Consider the following 18,385-nt stretch of genomic DNA (forward strand, 5'->3'; position numbering starts at 1 on the left):
TTTGTGTAGGCGGCTAGGTTGTCAGTTCGCGCTTTGCCGCGACGGGATTGCGGAATGTGGCGAGCAGCATTGCGAGAGTGGCGATTCCCGCGGCTATCCAGAAGACCGTTTCGGAACCGGAGTGGTCATGAATGCGTCCACCCGCGAACGCGCCGAGGGCGATGCTTGCATTGAAGACTGCAACCCACAGAGCCGCAGCGGCCTCTCGGTGAACGGGAGCGGCTTGTGCGATCCATGTTTGAGTACTCACCGATACACCACCGTAGAAGAGGCCCCAAGCCGCCATGAGCAGAGCAGCTGTGATCAAGGTGGTAGCCGAGATCGGGAACAGGGCAAGGGTGATCGCTACTCCCACGCTGAGGCTGACGACCACCGCCTTCGGGGACTTTGCAGCGGACGGCCCGGCGATGAAGTTGCCGACGACACCGAATGCACCGTAGATCAGGAGCATTGTGCCGACCTGCGAAGCGTTCAACCCCGCGAAGAACTCCAGCCCCGGACGCACATAGGTGTACGCCGCGAAATGAGCGGTGACGATGAGCGCAGTAATCGCAAATCCGACCCGGACTCCTGGGTTCCGAAAGGCCGCCACGAGACTCCCGAGCGACAAGGCCCGATCAGCTGGCATCGTGGGTAGGACAGCGATCATGGCGATCGCGATCAGCGTCGCGGCGCAGCTGAGAGTCCAGAACGCCACGCTCCATCCGGCGACTGCCCCGATATACGTCCCAGCAGGGACACCGAGAACTGAGGCAACAGCGATTCCGCTGAAGATGATCGTGGTCGCCAACCCGACGGATCTGGTCTCCACCAACCTGGGAGCCAGGCTTGCGGCGAGTGCCCAGACTCCGCCCATGCTCACGCCTAGAAGGACGCGAGCCACAGCGAGGACAACGAAACTCGGCGAAAGGGCCGTGAGGGCGTTCGCCGCTGCGACTAACAGCATCAAGACGACGAGCGTCGACCGACGATCAAAGCGGCGGGTCACGACGGGCACGAACGGGGCAGTGGCCGCTGCCACCAATCCGGTGATGGCCAGCGAGAGCCCGATGGTGCCTTCGCTCTCCACCAGGCTGGCACCGATAGGGGTAAGAAGTCCGACGGGCATCATCTCCGCCGCGACAACGATGAATGTGGACGCTGCGATCAGGGCGACGGCAGCCCAATGGTTCTCGACGCTGTGTGCGCGGGTGGAGGAGGTGGGCGCAGCGCTGTTCTGTGCGGATGCAGAGTGGGGCATGTAACCAGAGAAGCCCTCGCAGGTCACCGGATCAACGGCGAATCGCTCATCCAACCATTAGCTCAAGTCATCGATGAGCCATGATGGAGTGGTCGAATGAGTCCAGGGTCGGAGTGAAAATGTCGGAGCCCCCGATGCGTGAGATCGAGTGCTTCCTCGTTCTCGCTGAAGAACTGCACTTCGGTCGCACCGGCGAGCGGCTGTTCATCTCCCAGAGCCGAGTGAGTCAGCTGATCAGCGCGTTGGAGCGTCGTATCGGCACGAGCCTGGTGGCGCGCACCAGTCGCCGCGTGCACCTGACTGAATTCGGTGCCGATTTTCTTGCGTCGTTGGCTCCCGCGCATCGTGCGCTTGTCGGAGTAATCGAGGACGCTCAGTCAAGAGCACGGAACATGCCGGCGCGGCTTCGGGTGGGTTTCCAAGGAGCAATTTACGATTCGATCGCGGCTGCTGTCTCTCGTTTCGAAATACAACATCCGCAAACATGCGTGACCATCAAAGAATTACCCCTGGGTGATCCGTTCAGTGATGTACTCGCCGGGCGAATCGATGCGGCAGTGGCCCTTCTCCCCGTAGATGAGCCGGAACTGACAACCGGGCTCGTCTTTTCTCGACAGCCCCAGACCCTCGCCGTCTCAGTCCATCACCCGTTCAGCGAACTGGGCGTGATCGACGCCGAGCAGTTGGCGCAGATCTGCCTGGTACCCATCACCGGCCCCGCCCCCGACTATTGGCAGCGTGTGAATTCCCCGAGCACAACGCCGGGCGGAGCCACGATTCCCACGCAGGGTGGGGCGAGCACCGTTCAGGAAGGCCTGTCGCAGGTCGCATTCAGTCAGGTCGGCCTCATCCTCTGCGCTGCGACCGCTGCATACAGCCAGCGCTCGGACATCACATTCGTACCGATCAACGGATTACCCGAATCTGCTTTGGGTCTCGTGTGGCGTACCGATCTCGAAAGCCCACGACTTCGCGCTTTCGCGAAAGCGATCGAGGAAGCGCACACCTGTCCCTCCTGACGTCGATCAGTAAGTCGCGGAAGGAGTCCGGGGCATTGAGATGCATCGTGTGTGAGATGATCGCGCCATGTCTGCGATCACCGACTACTTCACCGCGCGCACGGATGAGCATGCCACCTCTGCCCTCGCGGGACTCGTCGACTTGGAACCAGAGGTGATGGAGGCGAACGCAGCTTCTCGCCCGCGGGTCCAGTTGGCTGCGAGTGGGACTCCAGTTCTGCAGGCGAAAGGCGTCGATCCAGTTGTCGCGCTCGGCCGACTGGAAGCAGCCCTCACCGCTCGCCCCTACGACGAAGTTGCAAAAGGTCCACGCTGCGGGAAACTCGTCGCGATGAGCGACGACGGCGACACCCTCGTGCTCACGGTTACCGACGAATTACGCGATGCACTAGCGGAATTGAACGCTGACGGTGTCGCCGCCGCTGCGGCGGCCTGGGCAATCGACGAGACGAGTGAACCGTCGGAGGACTCAGTGCCGTTCCTGACCGCCTTCGCCGAACTAGCGACCAGAGCTGTGGCTCAGGGCGAACGGATGTACGGCTACGTCGTCATCTGAGCTTCGCAACTCCGCCGACCTGATTGGAAGGCTGTTCGTCTTCGACAACTCCGGATCTGACCGTCACCCCGGGATCTGCATGGCCAGATCGTTGCGGTCGAAATCGGAGAACTGCTGGGTGTCAGTGCAGTATCCACAGCTCGCTCCGAAGAACTCGGTGCGAGCGTTCGGATCGTCAAGTAGCCAGTACCGCAGCCACGCCGTGCTCGGCCCGCGCATATCGCCGCCGTTGATCGCCGTACCGAAGTGCGTGGCGCCGCGCAGTTCCAGATACTCGGCAGGCACGTGGTCTGCGTCCTCGTACATCGCCCGCACGATCGCCGGCCAAACGATTGCGTCGGCCTGGCCGGCCAGATAGAGAACCGGCTCGTCGATGAGATCGACATCATTGAGCGGGCCTGGTTGGATCGCGACGGCGGTGTCGACGCGGTCGTCGATCGCCGCGTTGATCGCCGCAGACCCGCCCTGCGAGTGCCCCACCGCACCAATGTGTTCCAGGTCGACTTTGCCGTAGAAGACACTCGACGGGCTGGCCGCTTTGTCCGCGATGAGGTCGATTCCCGACCGCATGGTGATGGCGAAATTGCTTGCCGGTGTATTGGCGGCGACCACGATGAATCCGTGGCTGGCGTAGTGGCGCAACAAGGAGGTGTACGCACCGGGGAGCACACCGGTCCCGTTCCCCCAGATCACAACAGGGTGCTTCTCGCCGCGCGCGCCGAGCTGGCGCGGGTAGTACAGAGTGTGCACCAGCCCGATCGAGACGTTCGGCGTGTACGGCCCTGCACTCGCCCAATCGTGCCCGACGCTCGGGATGCCGGGCACATCGGCAGCCGCTGTTCCGGTTGCGCCCGTGAGTCCTAGCGTCGCGCACAACGCAACCGCCGCTGCAGCATTCACGAAATGTTTCAGAGACTTTCGCATGAAAGTCAACCTTTCGAAGTTGATCCGGAGTGACGTGTATTACATATTCACGGGAAGGCAACCCGTCGGCTTTGTTTCAGGAAACGGACTATCCCAGAAGTGTTGTGTCTGTGGACAAAATCATCGTTCTCGGTGGATGCCCGGGCGACGCGAATACCCAGAGCGCAAGGTCGAGATCGCCTCGGCCTACGGCTTCCGCGCGGATTGCTCGGCACACAGCCGTAGGAAATGTTCGACGATCTGCGTGTTCTGGCCGTCCCTTGCCACGGCTGCGATCTTCCGTGGTGGCAGTTCGAATATCTCGCCCACAGTGCACCCGCGTTCGGATGCTCGCTCGGCACTGGAGAGTTCGAGGATGACAGCACCGATCCCTTCGTACGCGAAATCCGCGAAGGCATCGCGGTGCTGTGACCTCATCACGAATGCGTGGTCGATTCGCGGTTCGATCGACCGCAGATGGCGATAGACATCGGAAGTTTCGAACCGTGGTGCGACAACCAAGCCGATGCGCATGAGATCTTCGCCGATGAATACCCCGTCCACCGGTGGCGGGGTACCGGGCGGGCAGACGAGCCGCAACTTGTGGTCCGGAAGGCGCACCGTGCGCGTCCCGGGAACACCGGTGGGCAGCGACTCCATTATTGCCACGTCAGCGGTGCCTGCCATGACCGGGTGAATCGCATCGGCCACGGACGACCCAGGCGGATCCGAGATGGTGATCCTCAGGTTCGGCACCTCCGTGCGCAGCGCTCCGAGCAGTACCGCTGCGGGATCGTCCGCAAGGCTCGCTGTCGTGGCAACACTGAGGTGGGGGACTGCTGACAGTAAGAACTCGCGCTCGACCACTAATCGGTCGAGCGCGGCCAGCGCTTCGCGTGCTGGATCGATGAGATTCCGTCCGCGCGCAGTCAGCGTCGCGCCGGTCCGGCCTCGATTGAAAAGCCGTCCTCCGACCCGTCTTTCGAGCCGCGCAATTGATTGAGAGACGCTCGATGTTCCCGTGAACTGATTTGCCGCTGCCGCCGTGATACTGCCGTGTTCGACGACGGCAAGGAAGTCTTGTAGCTGCCGCGGATCGATTCGCGGGGTGGCGGACTCTCCGAACTTGCTCATCCGGCGTTCCCCATTCCACCTTCGTCACGTAATCGGCTGGTCGTCTCGATAAACGCTTGTGCCGCAGGCGATGGCGTCGAACCGTGGAACATCCAGATATCACGAGTGAGCGGGGGCCGAGTACGACACAGCACCACACCTTCTCCGACTGTATCGGCGACAGATTCGGGAAGGAAAGCGACGCCGACTCCCGCGCGTACAAGTGGGATCATCGAAGCCACAGAGATAGTCTCCGCAACCACCGCCTCGTCCACAGTGCCTTCGCCCAGGCGTTCCGCCAACAGTCGCCGAGTGACATCGTCACGCGGGCTGGTGATCAATCCGATTCGCAACAGATCCGTCAACGCCGCTGCCCCCTCGCCTTCACTTCGTGCGGCCGGCACCAGCGCAACGATTTGTTGCCGGCCGAGAAGGATACGTTCAACGCCCTCGTCGAACACCTCGTCCACCCCGAGCCCAATATCAGCCTGACCCGAGGCGACCACCGTTCCGATTCCGTCGGTGTCGTTGCTGAGCATCGTCACCGCAACGTTCGGAAACTTTCTTTTGAACGCACCCAGGGCCGTGGCCGCTGGATCACGCGCCAGTGTTCGCGGACACACGACCGTCAGCCGACCCCGCTGCACGACGTTCAATGGATGCAAAGCGTGATCCAAATCCCGGTATGCCCGAAGTACTTGGGCCGCCGGACCTGTGAGATCGCGTCCAGCGTCGGTCAGGGTGACTCCCCGCGAGCCACGGCGGACGAGCGTCAGGCCGCACTCTTTCTCCATCCTGGCCAGAGCCTCCGAGATCGTCGGCTGGCTGACCCCCAGTCCGCGAGCCGCAGCGGAAATGCTGCCCCGATCAGCAAGGGCGAGAAAGTATTCCAGATGACGCCGGTCCATTCGGGGTTCCCTTCTCCTGGCAGTCCTCGCGCGCGCCCGATTTTGCGCCCGTCAGACATAGGGAAACCCTATGGCATACCTCTCGAATGTGGCGTAGACGGGAAGAAGAATCCCGTGATCTGCTTCACATATGAACGCAGTGAGCAACAACCCGGGGAGCTTCGACCAGAGGCACCCGTCTGCTTTTGTCGAGCACCTATCGCCGCCTGCGAGCACTACGGAGGAGGCGCCGAAATGACCGAAACCATCACCGCAAGTTCGCCATCCGGTGCTACGTCACCCCGTTCCGTGAGGCGGGCGCGCTCTGAGCCGAAGCCCGCTCGACAGCGTCGATCCGGTACGCGACTCATCATCGGGGTACGACTGGCCCAGGTCGCGCTGCTTCTGGTCCTACTCGGAGCGTGGCAGCTCGTCGCATCGCAAGGTTGGATCGAGCCAGTTCTGGCCAAAACGCCAGGCGAGGCCTGGGCCTACTTCACCGCAGCGGTGCAGTCGGGCGAGATTTCGTCGAACTTGCGTGCCACGATGACTGCCGTCGTGATCGCGTGGATCCTCGCTAGCGCAGTCGGGGTAGCGGTCGGACTCTCTCTCGGACTGCTTCCGACCCTCGAACGCATCATGAATCCGTTCCTGGATGCGGCGAATGCCATGCCACGTCTTGCGCTGGCGCCTCTGCTTATCGTCATCTTCGGGATCACGATGACGGCGAAGGTCGCTCTCGCGTTCACACTTGTCTTCTTCATCGTCTGCTCGAGTGCACGAGCCGGTGTGAAGTCGGTGGACGACGAATGGCTCCGACTATCCACTGTCCTGAATGCCAGTAAGACACAGGTGTTCTGGCACATCCTCCTCCCCGTCGCAACACCTGGCATTTTTGCCGGTCTTCGGTTGGGGCTGATCTATTCGCTACTTGGCGTTGTCGGTTCGGAACTGATCTCGTCACGAGACGGGCTGGGCCAGCTTGTGTCGATCTACTCGGCCCAGTTCCGGATGGAAGCGGTCTACGCGATCCTCATACTTCTCGCAATCGTCGCAGTCGTCCTCAACCAGGCCATGAACTTCGCCGAGCGCTACCTCCTTCGGTGGCAGCCGCCGGCTCGACGATGACAGGAATCATCATGGATACCAAAGTGATTACACCCGCAGTCCAACTCGACGGACTGACGATATCCTTCCCCTCGCCCGACGGGTCGGCGAAAACTGTGGTCGACAATCTCGACCTCACCATCCCTCGCGGACAGTTCGTCAGCCTGGTCGGCAGGAGCGGTTGCGGAAAGACCACTCTGCTCAACGCGCTCGCTGGATTGGTGGACGCGACGGAAGGCAAAACCGAAGTCCTCGGCACAACACCATTCGACGCTCGTTCCCGGATGGGCTTCATGATGGCCCGAGATGCGCTGTTCCCGTGGCGAACAGCGCAGAAGAACGTCGAGTACGGTCTCGAATTAAGGGGAGTACCCAAGGCGGAGAGACGAACTCAATCAGCGCGCTGGCTTGCGGCCGTTCAAATGTCCGAGGCGTCACAGCTGTGGACTTGGCAACTCTCCCAAGGGATGCGCCAGCGTGTCGCGTTGGCCCGAACGTGGGCACTGGATCCGGACATCTTGTTGATGGACGAACCCTTTGCCGCCCTCGATGCGCAAACCCGAGTCGAAGTACAGCGAGAATTCCTCGAGCTTTGGCAATCCCAGGTAGGCCGGACGGTCATCTTCGTAACCCACGACCTCGGCGAAGCCATCTGTCTCTCCGACCGCGTTCTGCTGCTCGGGGCCGGCCGAGTGATCGACGACGTCAGCATTGACATCGAACGCCCCCGCGAACTCGAAACCCTCACCGCCGAACCTCGATACATCGAAATCTTCAATCGGCTGCGTGGTCAGCTCGACCACTGATGTGCCCAGCCAACTCAGCTTGATTACTGATGTGCCCTGCCAACTCAGCTTGATTTCTGATGCGCCCAGCCATCAAGGAACAGGAATCCCATGAAACTTCGACCTTTTGTCGGCACAGTCATTGCAGCAGCCCTACTGCTTTCCGCGTGTGGAGGGGGAGGGCGTCCGAACGACGGTAGCGTCGCCATCGGGGTCTACCCTGCGAGTGCTTTGTCCCTGCCTGTCTACGTCGCTGTCCAACAAGGAATGTTCGACAAGGAAGGCCTCCACGTCGAGCTCATCGACGGAAAGAACGGGCCCGAACTCATCAGCGGTCTCATCGGCGGCACAACCGATCTCGCGGTCGGTGCACCCGGAACCGTCGTGCCGGCCATAGAGCAAGGGCAGAGTCTGCGGCCACTGTCCCCGTACGGGTCGATCGATCTTGCCATCGCCGTGACGAAAGACAGCGGCATCACCACCATCGAGGATTTGCCCGGCAAGCGGATCGCCATACCGTCACGTGGCGGCGCGGCCGAGCAATTCGTCAATCAGCTTCTCGCAGAACGAAACATCGACGCCTCCACGGTGCAATTCATCGCAGCGGCACCCACCGCGAGTCAGATACCACTCGCACGAAAGGGCGACATCGATGCCGCCGTTCTCACCGCTGCCAGCCAGGCCGTATTCGATGCTCAAGGAATACCGATGACGGCGATTACAGAAGTAGACCCGGTGGGCTCTGACGGCGTGAGTTCATACGGCCTGGGCACGGTGCTCGTCACGACAGCCACATTCGCTGAATCCGATGCTGCTGCCCCCGTGTGTGCGGCGCTCGAGGCCGCAGCAGGGTGGATAGCCGATCCTGCGAACGAGCAAGCAGGAGCTCAACTTCTCACCGAGCGAATGAATGTTCCTGCTGACAAAGCCAACCAGGTGTGGGCTTCGCAGAAGAGTCTCTGGCCTGTGCAGATTTCGGCCGACCGATGGACCCAGAACGTCAGATGGGTGAACAACCAGACCTCGGGCAAGTCCGACGCAGACGTTCCTTTCGACCCCCTCTGCTGACCAACGCCCCATACACAATCCAGTTCGTCTACCACGAAAGAGAAGAAACGATGACACAACTCGCTGACCAGTCAACACAATCCGAGTCCCAGCACGATCGCCGGCAGCTCACCGAGGCTTGGTCTGCAGTCACCGACAGCCTTGCGACATTCGGTTCGACCGCTGCCGCTACCGGATCGCCGCTGGACAGCGCCGAAGGTGTACGGCACGCACTTCGTCTGTTCGGATACCTCGCCGAGATGAACGTCGAGCGCCAAGACGTACTCCGGCCTGAACTCTTCACTCTGATGTCACCGTTGCGAAAGTTCTGGGGAGACGGCATCGACGTCGACTACTGGACTGCGATGATCGACCCCAAAGAAACGTACCGAATTCACGGTAACCGTGGCACAGTGCCGTACGTCGCCGTCCTCGCCAATCGCGTCGGCGCGTCTGGGATCGACCGGGTCGCCGACAACATCGTCATCGACGACAAGGTGTGTGACGCGGACGGCAACTTCGAGATCTTCGTCGCACAAGAGCTGGAGGGGCGCAGCGGCATTCGGCTGGATGAGCGCTGCTTCGACGTAGTAGTGCGTGTGTATCACAAGACGCGTAACGCGGAGATCGATCCTGTTCTCCACATCGAGCGCCTCGGTCCGCCGCCTGGTGCACGCCCCGATCTCGACACGGCGTGGCTGGTCCAGCGCCTGACGAAACTTGCGCGTGGCATGGACGTGAGCCTTCGACGCAGTCTTCAGCTCATCGAAACACTCAGTCAGTCTCCTAACGAGATTCGCGTGACCTCGGAGCAGCGAGGGTGGGGAGACTTCTACGGCACCAGCTCCAACCAATACGTTGCCGGCTGGTGGTCACTGAAAGATGCTACTGCCGTGGATATTACATTCACTCTCCCGGACTGCACCTACTTCGGAGTGATGCTGTACAACCACTGGTTCGAGTCCTTCGAGTACCGCGACCACACCGTCAATCTCAACGACGCGCACTTCGAGCGCAATGACGATGGAACCGTGACGATCCGAATCGGGGGAGTAGAAGGTGACAGAAATCGATTGAACCCCTGCAACCACACCGAAGGCATCTTGTTGGCGCGCTGCCTGGAGCCCGCTGAGGATGTCACTTCGCCTCATGTGGAGATCATTCGATGACCGACGAAGTAGACCTGCCGTTGGCAGGTGTCCGAGTAGTGGAGATCGGTCAACTGATCGCAATACCCAGCGCCGGGCAGCAGTTGTCCGATCTCGGCGCCGAGGTCATCAAGCTCGAGCCTCCAGGTGGTGAACCGGCCCGACAAATCGACGCCGACTACGCGCGCGGCATCTTCTACGGGTACAACCGTGGAAAGCGTTCAATCTGCCTCGACCTCAAAGACTCCGCCGATCTGCAGCGAGCTCGGGATCTGATCGCATCGAGTGACATCTTGCTGCACAATCTTCGCCCGGGAACCCTCGATCGATTGGGATTCTCCTCTGCCGAACTCCAACGCCTGCGACCGGAAATCATCGCCGTCTCGGTGAGCGGGTACGGGGCGGAAGGCCCGTCCGCTACCCGCGCGGGGCTCGACATCGCTGCGCAAGCAGAGAGCGGACTGATGTCGGTGACGGGTGAGGCGGATAGCCCGCCACAACGTGTGGGCGCACCGGTCATAGATCATGCAACGAGCTACGTTGTCGCTCAAGCGGTACTGGCAGCGCTACTGCGGCGCGAACGCACCGGCAAAGGATCGTCCGTCCGAGTTTCCCTGCTGGACGTCGCAATCCACTTGCAGACCGCCAACTGGATCGAGTGGCAGGTATCCGGAAAGCCCATGAGTCGCAAAGGGAACGGACAACCAAGCGTCGCACCGGCAGCAGACGTCTTTCGCGCCGCCGACGGCGAGCTGGTGATCAGCGGATACCAACCGCGCGCATGGATCGAACTGTGCAAGGCGATCGACCTACCCGAGTTGGCCGACGACCCGAGGTTCACCACCAACGCGCTGCGCGTGGAAAACCGTGTTGACCTCGTCGCCACGATCGAGAAGCAGCTGTGCCACCGTAGCGCCGCGGAAGCGGTTGAGCATCTCACTGCGGCCGGAGTGGTTGCCGCACTTGTGCGTGACTACGACCAGGTGATCCGCGCCGACGACGTGGTTGCGAACCGTACCTTCATCCCCGGCACCAACGAACGTGGCGAACAATACTTGACGCCTGCCATGCCCTATCGCGCCGAACCTCCGATGGCACGAACTGAACTTTCACAGGTTCCGGCCTTGAACGAGTGGACAACATCGACGCGCTGAATGCGCCGTTCGGGTCGAAATTGACTTTGCACCAACGTAACTGACAAACAGATAGCCATGCACCATCGAGGAGATGTCCAGTGCTGACCACCGCATTTACCGAGACGTTCGGAGTTCGCCACCCAATCGTGCAGGGCGGCATGCAATGGGTGGGGAGAGCAGAACTCGTAGCGGCAGTTGCAAACGCCGGCGCGCTCGGCATGCTCACTGCCCTGACACAGCCGACACCTGACGATCTTGCCCGAGAAATATCCCGAACGCGCGAGCTCACCGATCAACCTTTCGGGGTCAACCTCACAATCCTCCCGACGATCACACCTCCGCCCTACGATGAGTATCGCAACGTGATCATCGACTGCGGAGTGAAAGTCGTCGAGACAGCTGGATCGTCTCCCGCGCCCCATCTGCCGCACTTTCACGGCGCAGGCATCAAGGTTCTCCACAAGTGCACCAGCGTCCGCCACGCGGCCAAAGCCCAAGTCCTCGGCGTCGACGGCATCAGCATCGACGGGTTCGAATGTGCCGGGCATCCAGGGGAAGACGACGTACCGGGTCTCGTCCTCATCGCTGCAGCAGCAGAGCGGATCAGCATTCCCATGATCGCGTCCGGTGGATTTGCCGATGGGCAAGGATTAGTGGCGGCCCTCGCGCTCGGCGCCGACGGCATCAACATGGGTACCCGGTTCATGTGTACCGAGGAGTCCCCGATTCACCACAACATCAAGCAGGCGATAGTCGCTGCCTCGGAGGTCGACACGGAACTGATTTTCAGGTCACTGCGCAATACCGCTCGCGTAGCACGCAACAGCATCAGCCAAGAAGTTGTCGAAATCCTCTCCAGTGGTGGCAAATTCGAAGACGTTCGACATCTTGTCGCCGGTGCGCGGGGCCGAGCGGTGTTCGACAGCGGCGACCAGGAGGCTGGCATCTGGACGGCTGGCACTGTGCAAGGATTGATTCACGACATCCCCACAGTGGGTGAATTGGTGGAACGTATTGTCGCAGAGTCCGAAGCACTGATTGCCGGACGGCTTACCGGCCTCCTGGATCCTCTCAGCGCCTGACTACGTCCGAACCCACTGGGCGCTACCGTCGGCCAGTTCTTCGCGAATGCCCCTGCCGTTGCGCTCGTCGACCCGCGTCCCGCCGATACCTCGTCCTCGATGCGTCGTGCGGTGACGGGGAGCTCTTCCAGATCGCCTCGCGGCTCGCCGTCGCCGCTCGATCGTTTCGGGTGCATCCCGACGATCATTGACGCCAGGACGAGGAAAGGAGGTGTACTCCGAATTGCTTGCGGTCATCAGAGTGACAACCGCAAGGATTTCGATCGGCACCGAGCACGACCTACTCAATGTTGTGTCCATGGTGCTACCAACCCTGTTGTCACCCGCGCCATTGCGATCAACGCACTGTTGCCAGAGTTCCAATAGTTCTTGTGCACATCCAGATTCGGTATGAGTCGGCCAGCACGCGCATAACATCACCGTCGGTCCGAAGTAGCTTCCCCACGCCACGCCGACACTTCTTGGCTTCGACTGAGTACCACCCAGCGTGGTCCGAGAACATGTTGGCCAATCGGGAGGCGACGGTGACCATCGGAAGTGAAAAGATTTCTGTGAACACAACCCTGTTGACAGGGAAAGAGGCGGAGAGCGCCTTCGAACGGTTCGTCGAGTACAACCCTACGTGATCGGTGTACAAGACATGCGCGGCATGAAATCTTTCTGTGTTCGCTCTCGAACGGCGCCAAACCTGATTCCCCGCAACAAGAACAACCCTTTACTCCCGCTCGACCGGTATCGACTGTCCGGACTCAGGGACCGCGGGCGCGTACCTGGGCCCGTTCCCTAGCGGTGGGTCGGGGTTACCACCGAACCACCGACGAAACCGTTGTTATAACTGTCCCAAAGATCCCACAAGGTCTGCAACCCTGTCAGTCAGGGCGATTTGGCAACGGCGCAACCGAGACCGTGCACGTCGGGCCGGGCAGCTAGTCGTCATCTGCGTTGAGCACACAATCTCGACGTCCCTCTGTTCGGTCCAGGACGGTCGCTATCGACAGCTCCGCTAGGCCTTCAGCAGGAGGTCTGCAATTTTCTCTGCGGTTTCCTTTGCGGATCCTGGGTTCTGGCCGGTGACGAGGTTTCCGTCGACGACTGCGTAGGACACGAAGGGCAGTTTCGCCTTTTCGTACAGTGCGCCACGCGCTTTGGCTTTTTCCTCGGCGTTGTAGGGTACGAGTTTGTCGACGCGGGCGAGTTTTTCCTCGCGCCAGGCGAATCCGGTGAGTTTGCGGCCGGCGATGAGGTAGCTGCCGTCGGACAGTGTGGTGTCGAGAAGTCCGCAGTACCCGTGGCACACCGACGACACGATCCCGCCGCGTTCGAAGATTTCCCGGGTGATGCGTTGCAGACCTTCGCTACCGGGAAAGTCGTACATGACTGCATGCCCGCCGGTGAAGAAGATCGCATCGTAGTCAGCGGAGTCAACCTGTTCGGGGCTGGCGGTGGAGTCGAGTAGCGCCATCCGAGCAGGGTTGGACCGCCATGCCTTTGCGCTCTTGTCGTAGTTCGGGAACTTGAGCGATCGCGGTTCCAAGGGCACCGCTCCGCCCTCGGGGCTGACTAAAGTCTGCTCGAAACCGTGGTCGTCGAAAACCTGCCAGGCATGACTGAGCTCGGACAGCCACAACCCGGTCTTATGAGACGGATCGTCGTAGTGGCCGACGTTGGTGACTACGTTCAAGATTCGCTTGGTCATCGAACTCTTCTCTCGATCGCTTTGGTCAGTGGATCTCACCCTTGTACCGCCAGAATCGCAGCAAAAGCTGCTCGCACCCGATCTGCAGCCTCACCGGCCGTGGCCGTCGACATTTTGCCGTCGAGATGCAGACAAGCCAAACCGTGCGCCAATGCCCATGCCGCCGACGCCAACGCCTCGGAATCCGCATCCGGAAAGACAAGCGTCATCCCCATCTGCATCAACAGATGAATCTCTCCAGCCGCTTGCACGCGCTCGTCGTTACCCGTGTCGCACTCGTTGCCGAACATCAACCGGAAGAGCGCCGGTCGCCGCAGCGCGAACTCGACGTAGGCGACTGCGAATTCGGCAAGATCCGCCGACGTCGACGGTAGCTCGCGGCCGTCTGTCAGGTCCGCCTTCAGATCGCGCAACCCTTGCGCGGCGAGAGCAGATTCGAGCGCTTCACGATCAGCGAAATGTCGGTACGGCGCAGTCGCCGACACACCGACCTCGCGCGCGATCGCGCGCATCGAAAACGGCTCACCTGCCTCGAGCATGCGCATCGCCGACGCCAGCAGCGAGGCCTTCAGATCACCGTGATGGTAGCCACCCTTGACTGATGTTGACACCGTTAACTTTCCTTTCTACGCTCATGTGAGCAATGTAAACATACCGCATTCAGGAGCGCCGATGCCATTCACCGACCCTGCACCCGACAAGTTGGAGACTGACAGCACAGTCTCTCCGGTCTTCGCCCCGTTCACTCTTCCCAGTGGGGCGACACTCCCCAACCGGATGGTCAAGGCAGCCATGGAGGAGAACATGGCCGCAGCTGGACAGCTCCCCGGCAAAGAGCTGTTCGAGCTGTACCACCGCTGGAGCCGAGGAGGGGTGGGAACGATCATCACCGGCAACGTCATGGTTCACGCGGAGGCGCTGACCGGGCCGGCCGGCGTCGTTCTCGACGCACAATCCCCAATCGGGCCGTTCCGCGAATGGGCGGATGCCGCACAGGGCGGAGGTGCGAAAGTGTGGATGCAGATCAATCACCCCGGTCGGCAGATTCAAGCCGACATGCCCGGTGTCGCATGGTCTCCGTCGGCCACTCGCGTCGAACTCGGCAAGAACAGCAAGCGATTTGCGCATCCCCAGGCCATGACCGCCCTCCAGATCAACGACACCGTCAACCGTTTCGCAACAACAGCACGTCGCGCAGAGGAAGCTGGTTTCGACGGCGTGGAAATCCATGCCGCACACGGCTATCTGCTCTCGCAGTTTCTCTCTCCGTTGGTCAATCAGCGCACCGACGAATGGGGCGGCACCCTAGAGAACCGAGCGCGATTGCTCCTCGACATCGTCCGCACAGTGCGCAGGGTTGTCGACCCGACGTTCACGGTTGCCGTCAAACTCAATTCCGCGGATTTCCAGCGCGGAGGATTCGACTCCGACGACGCAGCGCAAGTGATCGCCATGCTCGCACCACTCGGTGTCGACGTCGTCGAACTGTCCGGAGGGAGCTACGAAGCACCGGCCATGACCGGCCAAGGCCCGGACGATCGCACCCTCGCTCGGGAGGCCTACTTTCTGACTCTTGCAGAGGAACTGGCCGAGGCCAGCCCGGTGCCGTTGATGGTGACCGGCGGTGTGGTTCGGCGACCTGTTGCCGAGCAGGTCCTGGCGAGCGGTGTGGATTTGGTCGGCATGGGCAGTGCGTTGGCGATCGATCCCGATCTGCCGAATCGGTGGCGCCTCGATGCCGCAGCCTCCGTCGAATTAGCCCCGGTGACCATCAAGGACAAGGCCATGGCGTCGGCGGCGAGCATGGCTCGCGTGCGACAGCAGCTTCGACGATTAGGCCGAGGCAAGTCCACGCGGCCGACGGCCAGCCCTGTGGTCGCACTATTGAAAGAGCAGCTGCTGCAGCGCCGCGCGCTCCGGCGGTATCGCCGCTGGTTACAGCACCGCACCCCCTCGATCGGGTAATGCGGACAGTTTCCCGTCATTTCGGCGGCGAACCCAGACAGTGTTGACAGTGCTTACATTCACCCTTAGCCTGATGTAAGCAATGTAAACATTGAATGGCCGACAGAACGAACGGAAGCATGAAAATGACGAACACAGCGACAACCGTCAAGGTCGATCTGGGCGGCCGGACCGTCGAAATCCCGAAGGACGGCCTGTTCGACCGCTACCGGATGGATGTGCCGCTCGACAAGGTCGCCGCCGACCCGCGGGTCCCGAGTGTCGACTTCTTCCGCACGCTTCCGAAAACGCAGGTCCAATCGCCGATCGGCACGACAAGGACGCCGAACTTCTACTACGCGATGTCCTCCGCGCGTTTGACCATGGTGGCCCCGAGCAGGGCGATCCGTAAGCGGATCCCAGAGGAGCTGGCGCCGCTGGAAATCGCACCCGGGTTCGGGCTGGTGTCAGTGATGGCGTTCCGCTACGACGTGTGCGACATCGATTTCTACACCGAGGCGGCTGTGGGTGTGGCGGTTCGCCCGGCGCGCCACGGCGGACTCACCACAGCCGCTGCCGATCTGGTTGCCGCCCTCGGTGACGATCACCTGCACTCCTACGTGCTCTCACTTCCGGTCAACACCGACATCGCCCAGGTGCGCGGCCATGACGGGTACGGGTTCCCCAAGTGGGTCACCGATCTCGATGTCGGCATCGACCAGGCACGCACCACGGCCCGCATCGCCAACGCGGACGGCGGCGTCGACATCGCCTTCTCCGCCCCCACCCCGGAGCAGAAGACGTTCGAAACAGGCACGAACGTCTCCACCCTCACCTCGTACACGAAGCGAGACGGATCCTGGCACTCGACCCTCAACCAAACCAACGTCCTCGCCAGCGGAACGTCGTTGTTTCCTCGCGGATTCGATCTGACTCTCGGCGAGGGCAGGATGTCCGACGACCTACGCGCACTCCGGCCCATCCGCACGATCAGATTCGATGCCACCACCTCGGCTCAGGCCGCTCTGCACATGCCGGTCCCGGTCTCGGTTCGCTGACACCTCGTATCGACCGAACATCTCAGGAGTACACCGACATGACCACAACGACCGACACCTCCACAGATCCCCGCGCGGCGCTGCCTGCCACACTGACCACAGGATTACTCGAACGGCTGACAGAACGAGTTACGGCCTCGCCCGACGCTCCCCGCTCGATCACCACTGCCCCGTACACCGGTTCACCACTCGCAGACTTCCCGGTCTCGGCCCCGGCTGACGTCGACGAAGCATTCGTTCGTGCCCGCCGCGCCCAGGCGAGATGGGCAGCGACTTCCGTAGCGGAGCGTGCCAGCGTGTTACTGCGTTTCCATGATCTGGTCCTGAAGAATCAGAACACCGGGCTCGACCTGATGCAGGCTGAGAACGGCAAGACTCGTCGCGACGCGTACCTCGAGATCGCCGACGCTGCCATCGCCGCCCGCTACTACGGCCGCACCGGACCGAAAGTTCTTGAACCCGAACGTCGCCGGGGGGCTCTGCCCTTCCTCACCCGCACGTCCGAGCTGCACCACCCGAAAGGGGTGGTGGCGATCATCTCGCCATGGAACTATCCACTGTCGATGGCGGCAACGGACGCCATCGCCGCACTGATGGCCGGAAATGCTGTGGTGCAGAAGCCCGACACCCAGACCGCGCTGACCGCCTTGTGGGCCATGGACCTGATGTACCAAGCGGGCCTACCGGCCGATGTATGGCAGATGGTGATCGGCCGAGGCAGTTCGATCGGGGACCCACTCTTGGCGAACGCGGACTACATCATGTTCACCGGATCCACGGCGACCGGTCGAGACATCGCCCGCGGCGCCGGCCAGCGGCTGATCGGGGCGTCACTCGAACTGGGCGGCAAGAACGCGATGCTCGTCCTCGACGACGCAGATCTCGATCGGGCAGCCGAAGGAGCCGTGCGCGCTGCGTTCCCGTCGGCAGGACAATTGTGCGTCTCGGTGGAGCGCCTGTATGTCGCCGAGTCCGTACACGACGAGTTCGTTGCCAAGTTCGTTCAGCGAACCTCTGCCTTGACCATCGGAGCCTCCTACGACTACGGGGTCGACGTCGGGAGCCTCACCACCGACAAACAACTGAAGACAGTGTCGGCTCATGTCGACGACGCCGTCGCGAAGGGCGCACGCCTTCTGGCCGGAGGGAAGCCACGTCCGGACCTGGGGCCGCTGTTCTACGAGCCGACCATCCTCGCCGACGTCACACCAGAGATGACGTTGCACACGGACGAAACGTTCGGTCCGGTCGTCTCGATCTACGCCGTCGCAGATGACGACAAGGCAGTTGCGCGGGCAAACGACACCGTCTACGGACTCAACAGCAGCGTGTGGGGTCGCGACGCCACCCGCGCCCGCTCAGTCGCTGCCCGATTGCGTTCGGGGACCGTGAACATCAACGACGCCTTCGCCGCGGCGTGGGGCAGTATCGACTCGCCGATGGGCGGAATGGGCGATTCCGGCCTCGGGCGTCGGCACGGTATCGACGGCATCCTCAAATACACCGAAGCCCAAACCATCGCCCACCAGTCGCGATTCGGTTTCTACCCACCAGCGGGAATCCCCTGGAACGCATGGACACCCGTGGTGAACGCCGCGCTACGCATCTGGAAAACCATCGGCGCACGCTGACAAACACCGCCTGTCAACCGATTTCGACCACCA

At 61.6% G+C, this 18,385-nt stretch carries 17 protein-coding genes; 11 read left to right on the top strand and 6 right to left on the bottom strand.

The features are described from left to right. Positions 1 to 13: 13 nt before the first annotated feature. Positions 14 to 1,240 carry an MFS transporter gene (locus P3G66_RS16720; RefSeq protein ID WP_276116880.1) on the bottom strand — a complete coding sequence of 409 codons (1,227 nt, stop codon included), beginning with the start codon at positions 1,238 to 1,240 and terminating at the stop codon, positions 14 to 16. A gap of 119 nt (positions 1,241 to 1,359) precedes the next feature. Between P3G66_RS16720 and P3G66_RS16725 the strand changes: the two genes are divergently transcribed. Both P3G66_RS16725 and P3G66_RS16730 read left to right on the top strand, forming a co-directional pair. Then, positions 1,360 to 2,259 (top strand): LysR family transcriptional regulator, encoded by a 900-nt coding sequence (locus P3G66_RS16725; RefSeq protein ID WP_276116881.1) that lies wholly within the window; start codon positions 1,360 to 1,362, stop codon positions 2,257 to 2,259. A 67-nt stretch (positions 2,260 to 2,326) separates the two neighbouring features. Continuing rightward, the gene (locus tag P3G66_RS16730) at positions 2,327 to 2,815 is read left to right on the top strand and encodes a hypothetical protein (protein WP_007735590.1); all 489 of its coding nucleotides are present in this window, start codon (positions 2,327 to 2,329) and stop codon (positions 2,813 to 2,815) included. A 63-nt stretch (positions 2,816 to 2,878) separates the two neighbouring features. Here the strand turns inward: P3G66_RS16730 and P3G66_RS16735 are convergent, their stop codons facing one another. The 3 genes from P3G66_RS16735 to P3G66_RS16745 form a co-directional block, all read right to left on the bottom strand. Further along, the gene (locus P3G66_RS16735) at positions 2,879 to 3,739 is read right to left on the bottom strand and encodes an acetylxylan esterase (RefSeq protein WP_276116882.1); all 861 of its coding nucleotides are present in this window, start codon (positions 3,737 to 3,739) and stop codon (positions 2,879 to 2,881) included. A 186-nt stretch (positions 3,740 to 3,925) separates the two neighbouring features. Further along, positions 3,926 to 4,852: a LysR family transcriptional regulator gene (locus P3G66_RS16740; RefSeq protein ID WP_050654935.1), complete on the bottom strand. Its 927-nt coding sequence runs from the start codon at positions 4,850 to 4,852 to the stop codon at positions 3,926 to 3,928. After that, a complete protein-coding gene (locus tag P3G66_RS16745; RefSeq protein WP_007735587.1) occupies positions 4,849 to 5,739 on the bottom strand; it encodes a LysR family transcriptional regulator in 891 nt (296 codons plus the stop codon). The genes P3G66_RS16740 and P3G66_RS16745 overlap by 4 nt, the downstream gene beginning before the upstream one ends. A gap of 234 nt (positions 5,740 to 5,973) precedes the next feature. Between P3G66_RS16745 and P3G66_RS16750 the strand changes: the two genes are divergently transcribed. From P3G66_RS16750 to P3G66_RS16775, 6 genes are all read left to right on the top strand, one after another. Then, a complete protein-coding gene (locus P3G66_RS16750; RefSeq protein ID WP_050654934.1) occupies positions 5,974 to 6,846 on the top strand; it encodes an ABC transporter permease in 873 nt (290 codons plus the stop codon). Positions 6,847 to 6,857: 11 nt separating this feature from the next. Then, entirely contained in the window at positions 6,858 to 7,631 is a 774-nt protein-coding gene (locus P3G66_RS16755; protein ID WP_231915889.1) for an ABC transporter ATP-binding protein, read from the top strand. A 90-nt stretch (positions 7,632 to 7,721) separates the two neighbouring features. After that, the gene (locus P3G66_RS16760) at positions 7,722 to 8,678 is read left to right on the top strand and encodes an ABC transporter substrate-binding protein (RefSeq protein ID WP_003943065.1); all 957 of its coding nucleotides are present in this window, start codon (positions 7,722 to 7,724) and stop codon (positions 8,676 to 8,678) included. Positions 8,679 to 8,728: 50 nt separating this feature from the next. Then, positions 8,729 to 9,826 (top strand): hypothetical protein, encoded by a 1,098-nt coding sequence (locus P3G66_RS16765; protein WP_276116883.1) that lies wholly within the window; start codon positions 8,729 to 8,731, stop codon positions 9,824 to 9,826. Further along, a complete protein-coding gene (locus P3G66_RS16770) occupies positions 9,823 to 10,959 on the top strand; it encodes a CoA transferase (RefSeq protein WP_050654931.1) in 1,137 nt (378 codons plus the stop codon). The genes P3G66_RS16765 and P3G66_RS16770 overlap by 4 nt, the downstream gene beginning before the upstream one ends. An 80-nt stretch (positions 10,960 to 11,039) precedes the next feature. Beyond that, complete coding sequence (locus P3G66_RS16775; protein ID WP_276116884.1) at positions 11,040 to 12,023, top strand: nitronate monooxygenase family protein; 984 nt, start codon at positions 11,040 to 11,042, stop codon at positions 12,021 to 12,023. Between the two features lie 1,003 nt (positions 12,024 to 13,026). Here the strand turns inward: P3G66_RS16775 and P3G66_RS16780 are convergent. Next, entirely contained in the window at positions 13,027 to 13,719 is a 693-nt protein-coding gene (locus P3G66_RS16780; protein WP_081558664.1) for a type 1 glutamine amidotransferase domain-containing protein, read from the bottom strand. Between the two features lie 35 nt (positions 13,720 to 13,754). Further along, positions 13,755 to 14,330: a WHG domain-containing protein gene (locus P3G66_RS16785; RefSeq protein ID WP_058039359.1), complete on the bottom strand. Its 576-nt coding sequence runs from the start codon at positions 14,328 to 14,330 to the stop codon at positions 13,755 to 13,757. A gap of 61 nt (positions 14,331 to 14,391) precedes the next feature. On the opposite strand from P3G66_RS16785, the gene P3G66_RS16790 reads away from it, so the two are divergent. The 3 genes from P3G66_RS16790 (at position 14,392) to P3G66_RS16800 (ending at position 18,352) form a co-directional block, all read left to right on the top strand. Then, positions 14,392 to 15,684: an NADH:flavin oxidoreductase/NADH oxidase family protein gene (locus tag P3G66_RS16790; protein WP_276116885.1), complete on the top strand. Its 1,293-nt coding sequence runs from the start codon at positions 14,392 to 14,394 to the stop codon at positions 15,682 to 15,684. Positions 15,685 to 15,809: 125 nt separating this feature from the next. After that, the gene (locus tag P3G66_RS16795; protein ID WP_276116886.1) at positions 15,810 to 16,721 is read left to right on the top strand and encodes an acetoacetate decarboxylase family protein; all 912 of its coding nucleotides are present in this window, start codon (positions 15,810 to 15,812) and stop codon (positions 16,719 to 16,721) included. Between the two features lie 38 nt (positions 16,722 to 16,759). Then, positions 16,760 to 18,352, top strand: a complete 1,593-nt coding sequence (locus P3G66_RS16800) for a succinic semialdehyde dehydrogenase (protein ID WP_276116887.1) — start codon at positions 16,760 to 16,762, stop codon at positions 18,350 to 18,352. The last annotated feature ends 33 nt before the right edge of the window (positions 18,353 to 18,385 follow it).

It is taken from the genome of Rhodococcus sp. C3V (assembly GCF_029269915.1).
GTDB lineage: Bacteria > Actinomycetota > Actinomycetes > Mycobacteriales > Mycobacteriaceae > Rhodococcus_F > Rhodococcus_F qingshengii.

Coding starts and splice junctions, on each gene's coding strand:
- P3G66_RS16735 (WP_276116882.1), bottom strand. CDS start 3,739: ATGCGAAAGTCTCTGAAACATTTCGTGAATGCTGCAGCGGCGGTTGCG.
- P3G66_RS16755 (WP_231915889.1), top strand. CDS start 6,858: ATGGATACCAAAGTGATTACACCCGCAGTCCAACTCGACGGACTGACG.
- P3G66_RS16800 (WP_276116887.1), top strand. CDS start 16,760: ATGACCACAACGACCGACACCTCCACAGATCCCCGCGCGGCGCTGCCT.
- P3G66_RS16795 (WP_276116886.1), top strand. CDS start 15,810: ATGACGAACACAGCGACAACCGTCAAGGTCGATCTGGGCGGCCGGACC.
- P3G66_RS16770 (WP_050654931.1), top strand. CDS start 9,823: ATGACCGACGAAGTAGACCTGCCGTTGGCAGGTGTCCGAGTAGTGGAG.
- P3G66_RS16765 (WP_276116883.1), top strand. CDS start 8,729: ATGACACAACTCGCTGACCAGTCAACACAATCCGAGTCCCAGCACGAT.
- P3G66_RS16780 (WP_081558664.1), bottom strand. CDS start 13,719: ATGACCAAGCGAATCTTGAACGTAGTCACCAACGTCGGCCACTACGAC.
- P3G66_RS16720 (WP_276116880.1), bottom strand. CDS start 1,240: ATGCCCCACTCTGCATCCGCACAGAACAGCGCTGCGCCCACCTCCTCC.
- P3G66_RS16730 (WP_007735590.1), top strand. CDS start 2,327: ATGTCTGCGATCACCGACTACTTCACCGCGCGCACGGATGAGCATGCC.
- P3G66_RS16745 (WP_007735587.1), bottom strand. CDS start 5,739: ATGGACCGGCGTCATCTGGAATACTTTCTCGCCCTTGCTGATCGGGGC.
- P3G66_RS16760 (WP_003943065.1), top strand. CDS start 7,722: ATGAAACTTCGACCTTTTGTCGGCACAGTCATTGCAGCAGCCCTACTG.
- P3G66_RS16750 (WP_050654934.1), top strand. CDS start 5,974: ATGACCGAAACCATCACCGCAAGTTCGCCATCCGGTGCTACGTCACCC.
- P3G66_RS16790 (WP_276116885.1), top strand. CDS start 14,392: ATGCCATTCACCGACCCTGCACCCGACAAGTTGGAGACTGACAGCACA.
- P3G66_RS16725 (WP_276116881.1), top strand. CDS start 1,360: ATGTCGGAGCCCCCGATGCGTGAGATCGAGTGCTTCCTCGTTCTCGCT.
- P3G66_RS16740 (WP_050654935.1), bottom strand. CDS start 4,852: ATGAGCAAGTTCGGAGAGTCCGCCACCCCGCGAATCGATCCGCGGCAG.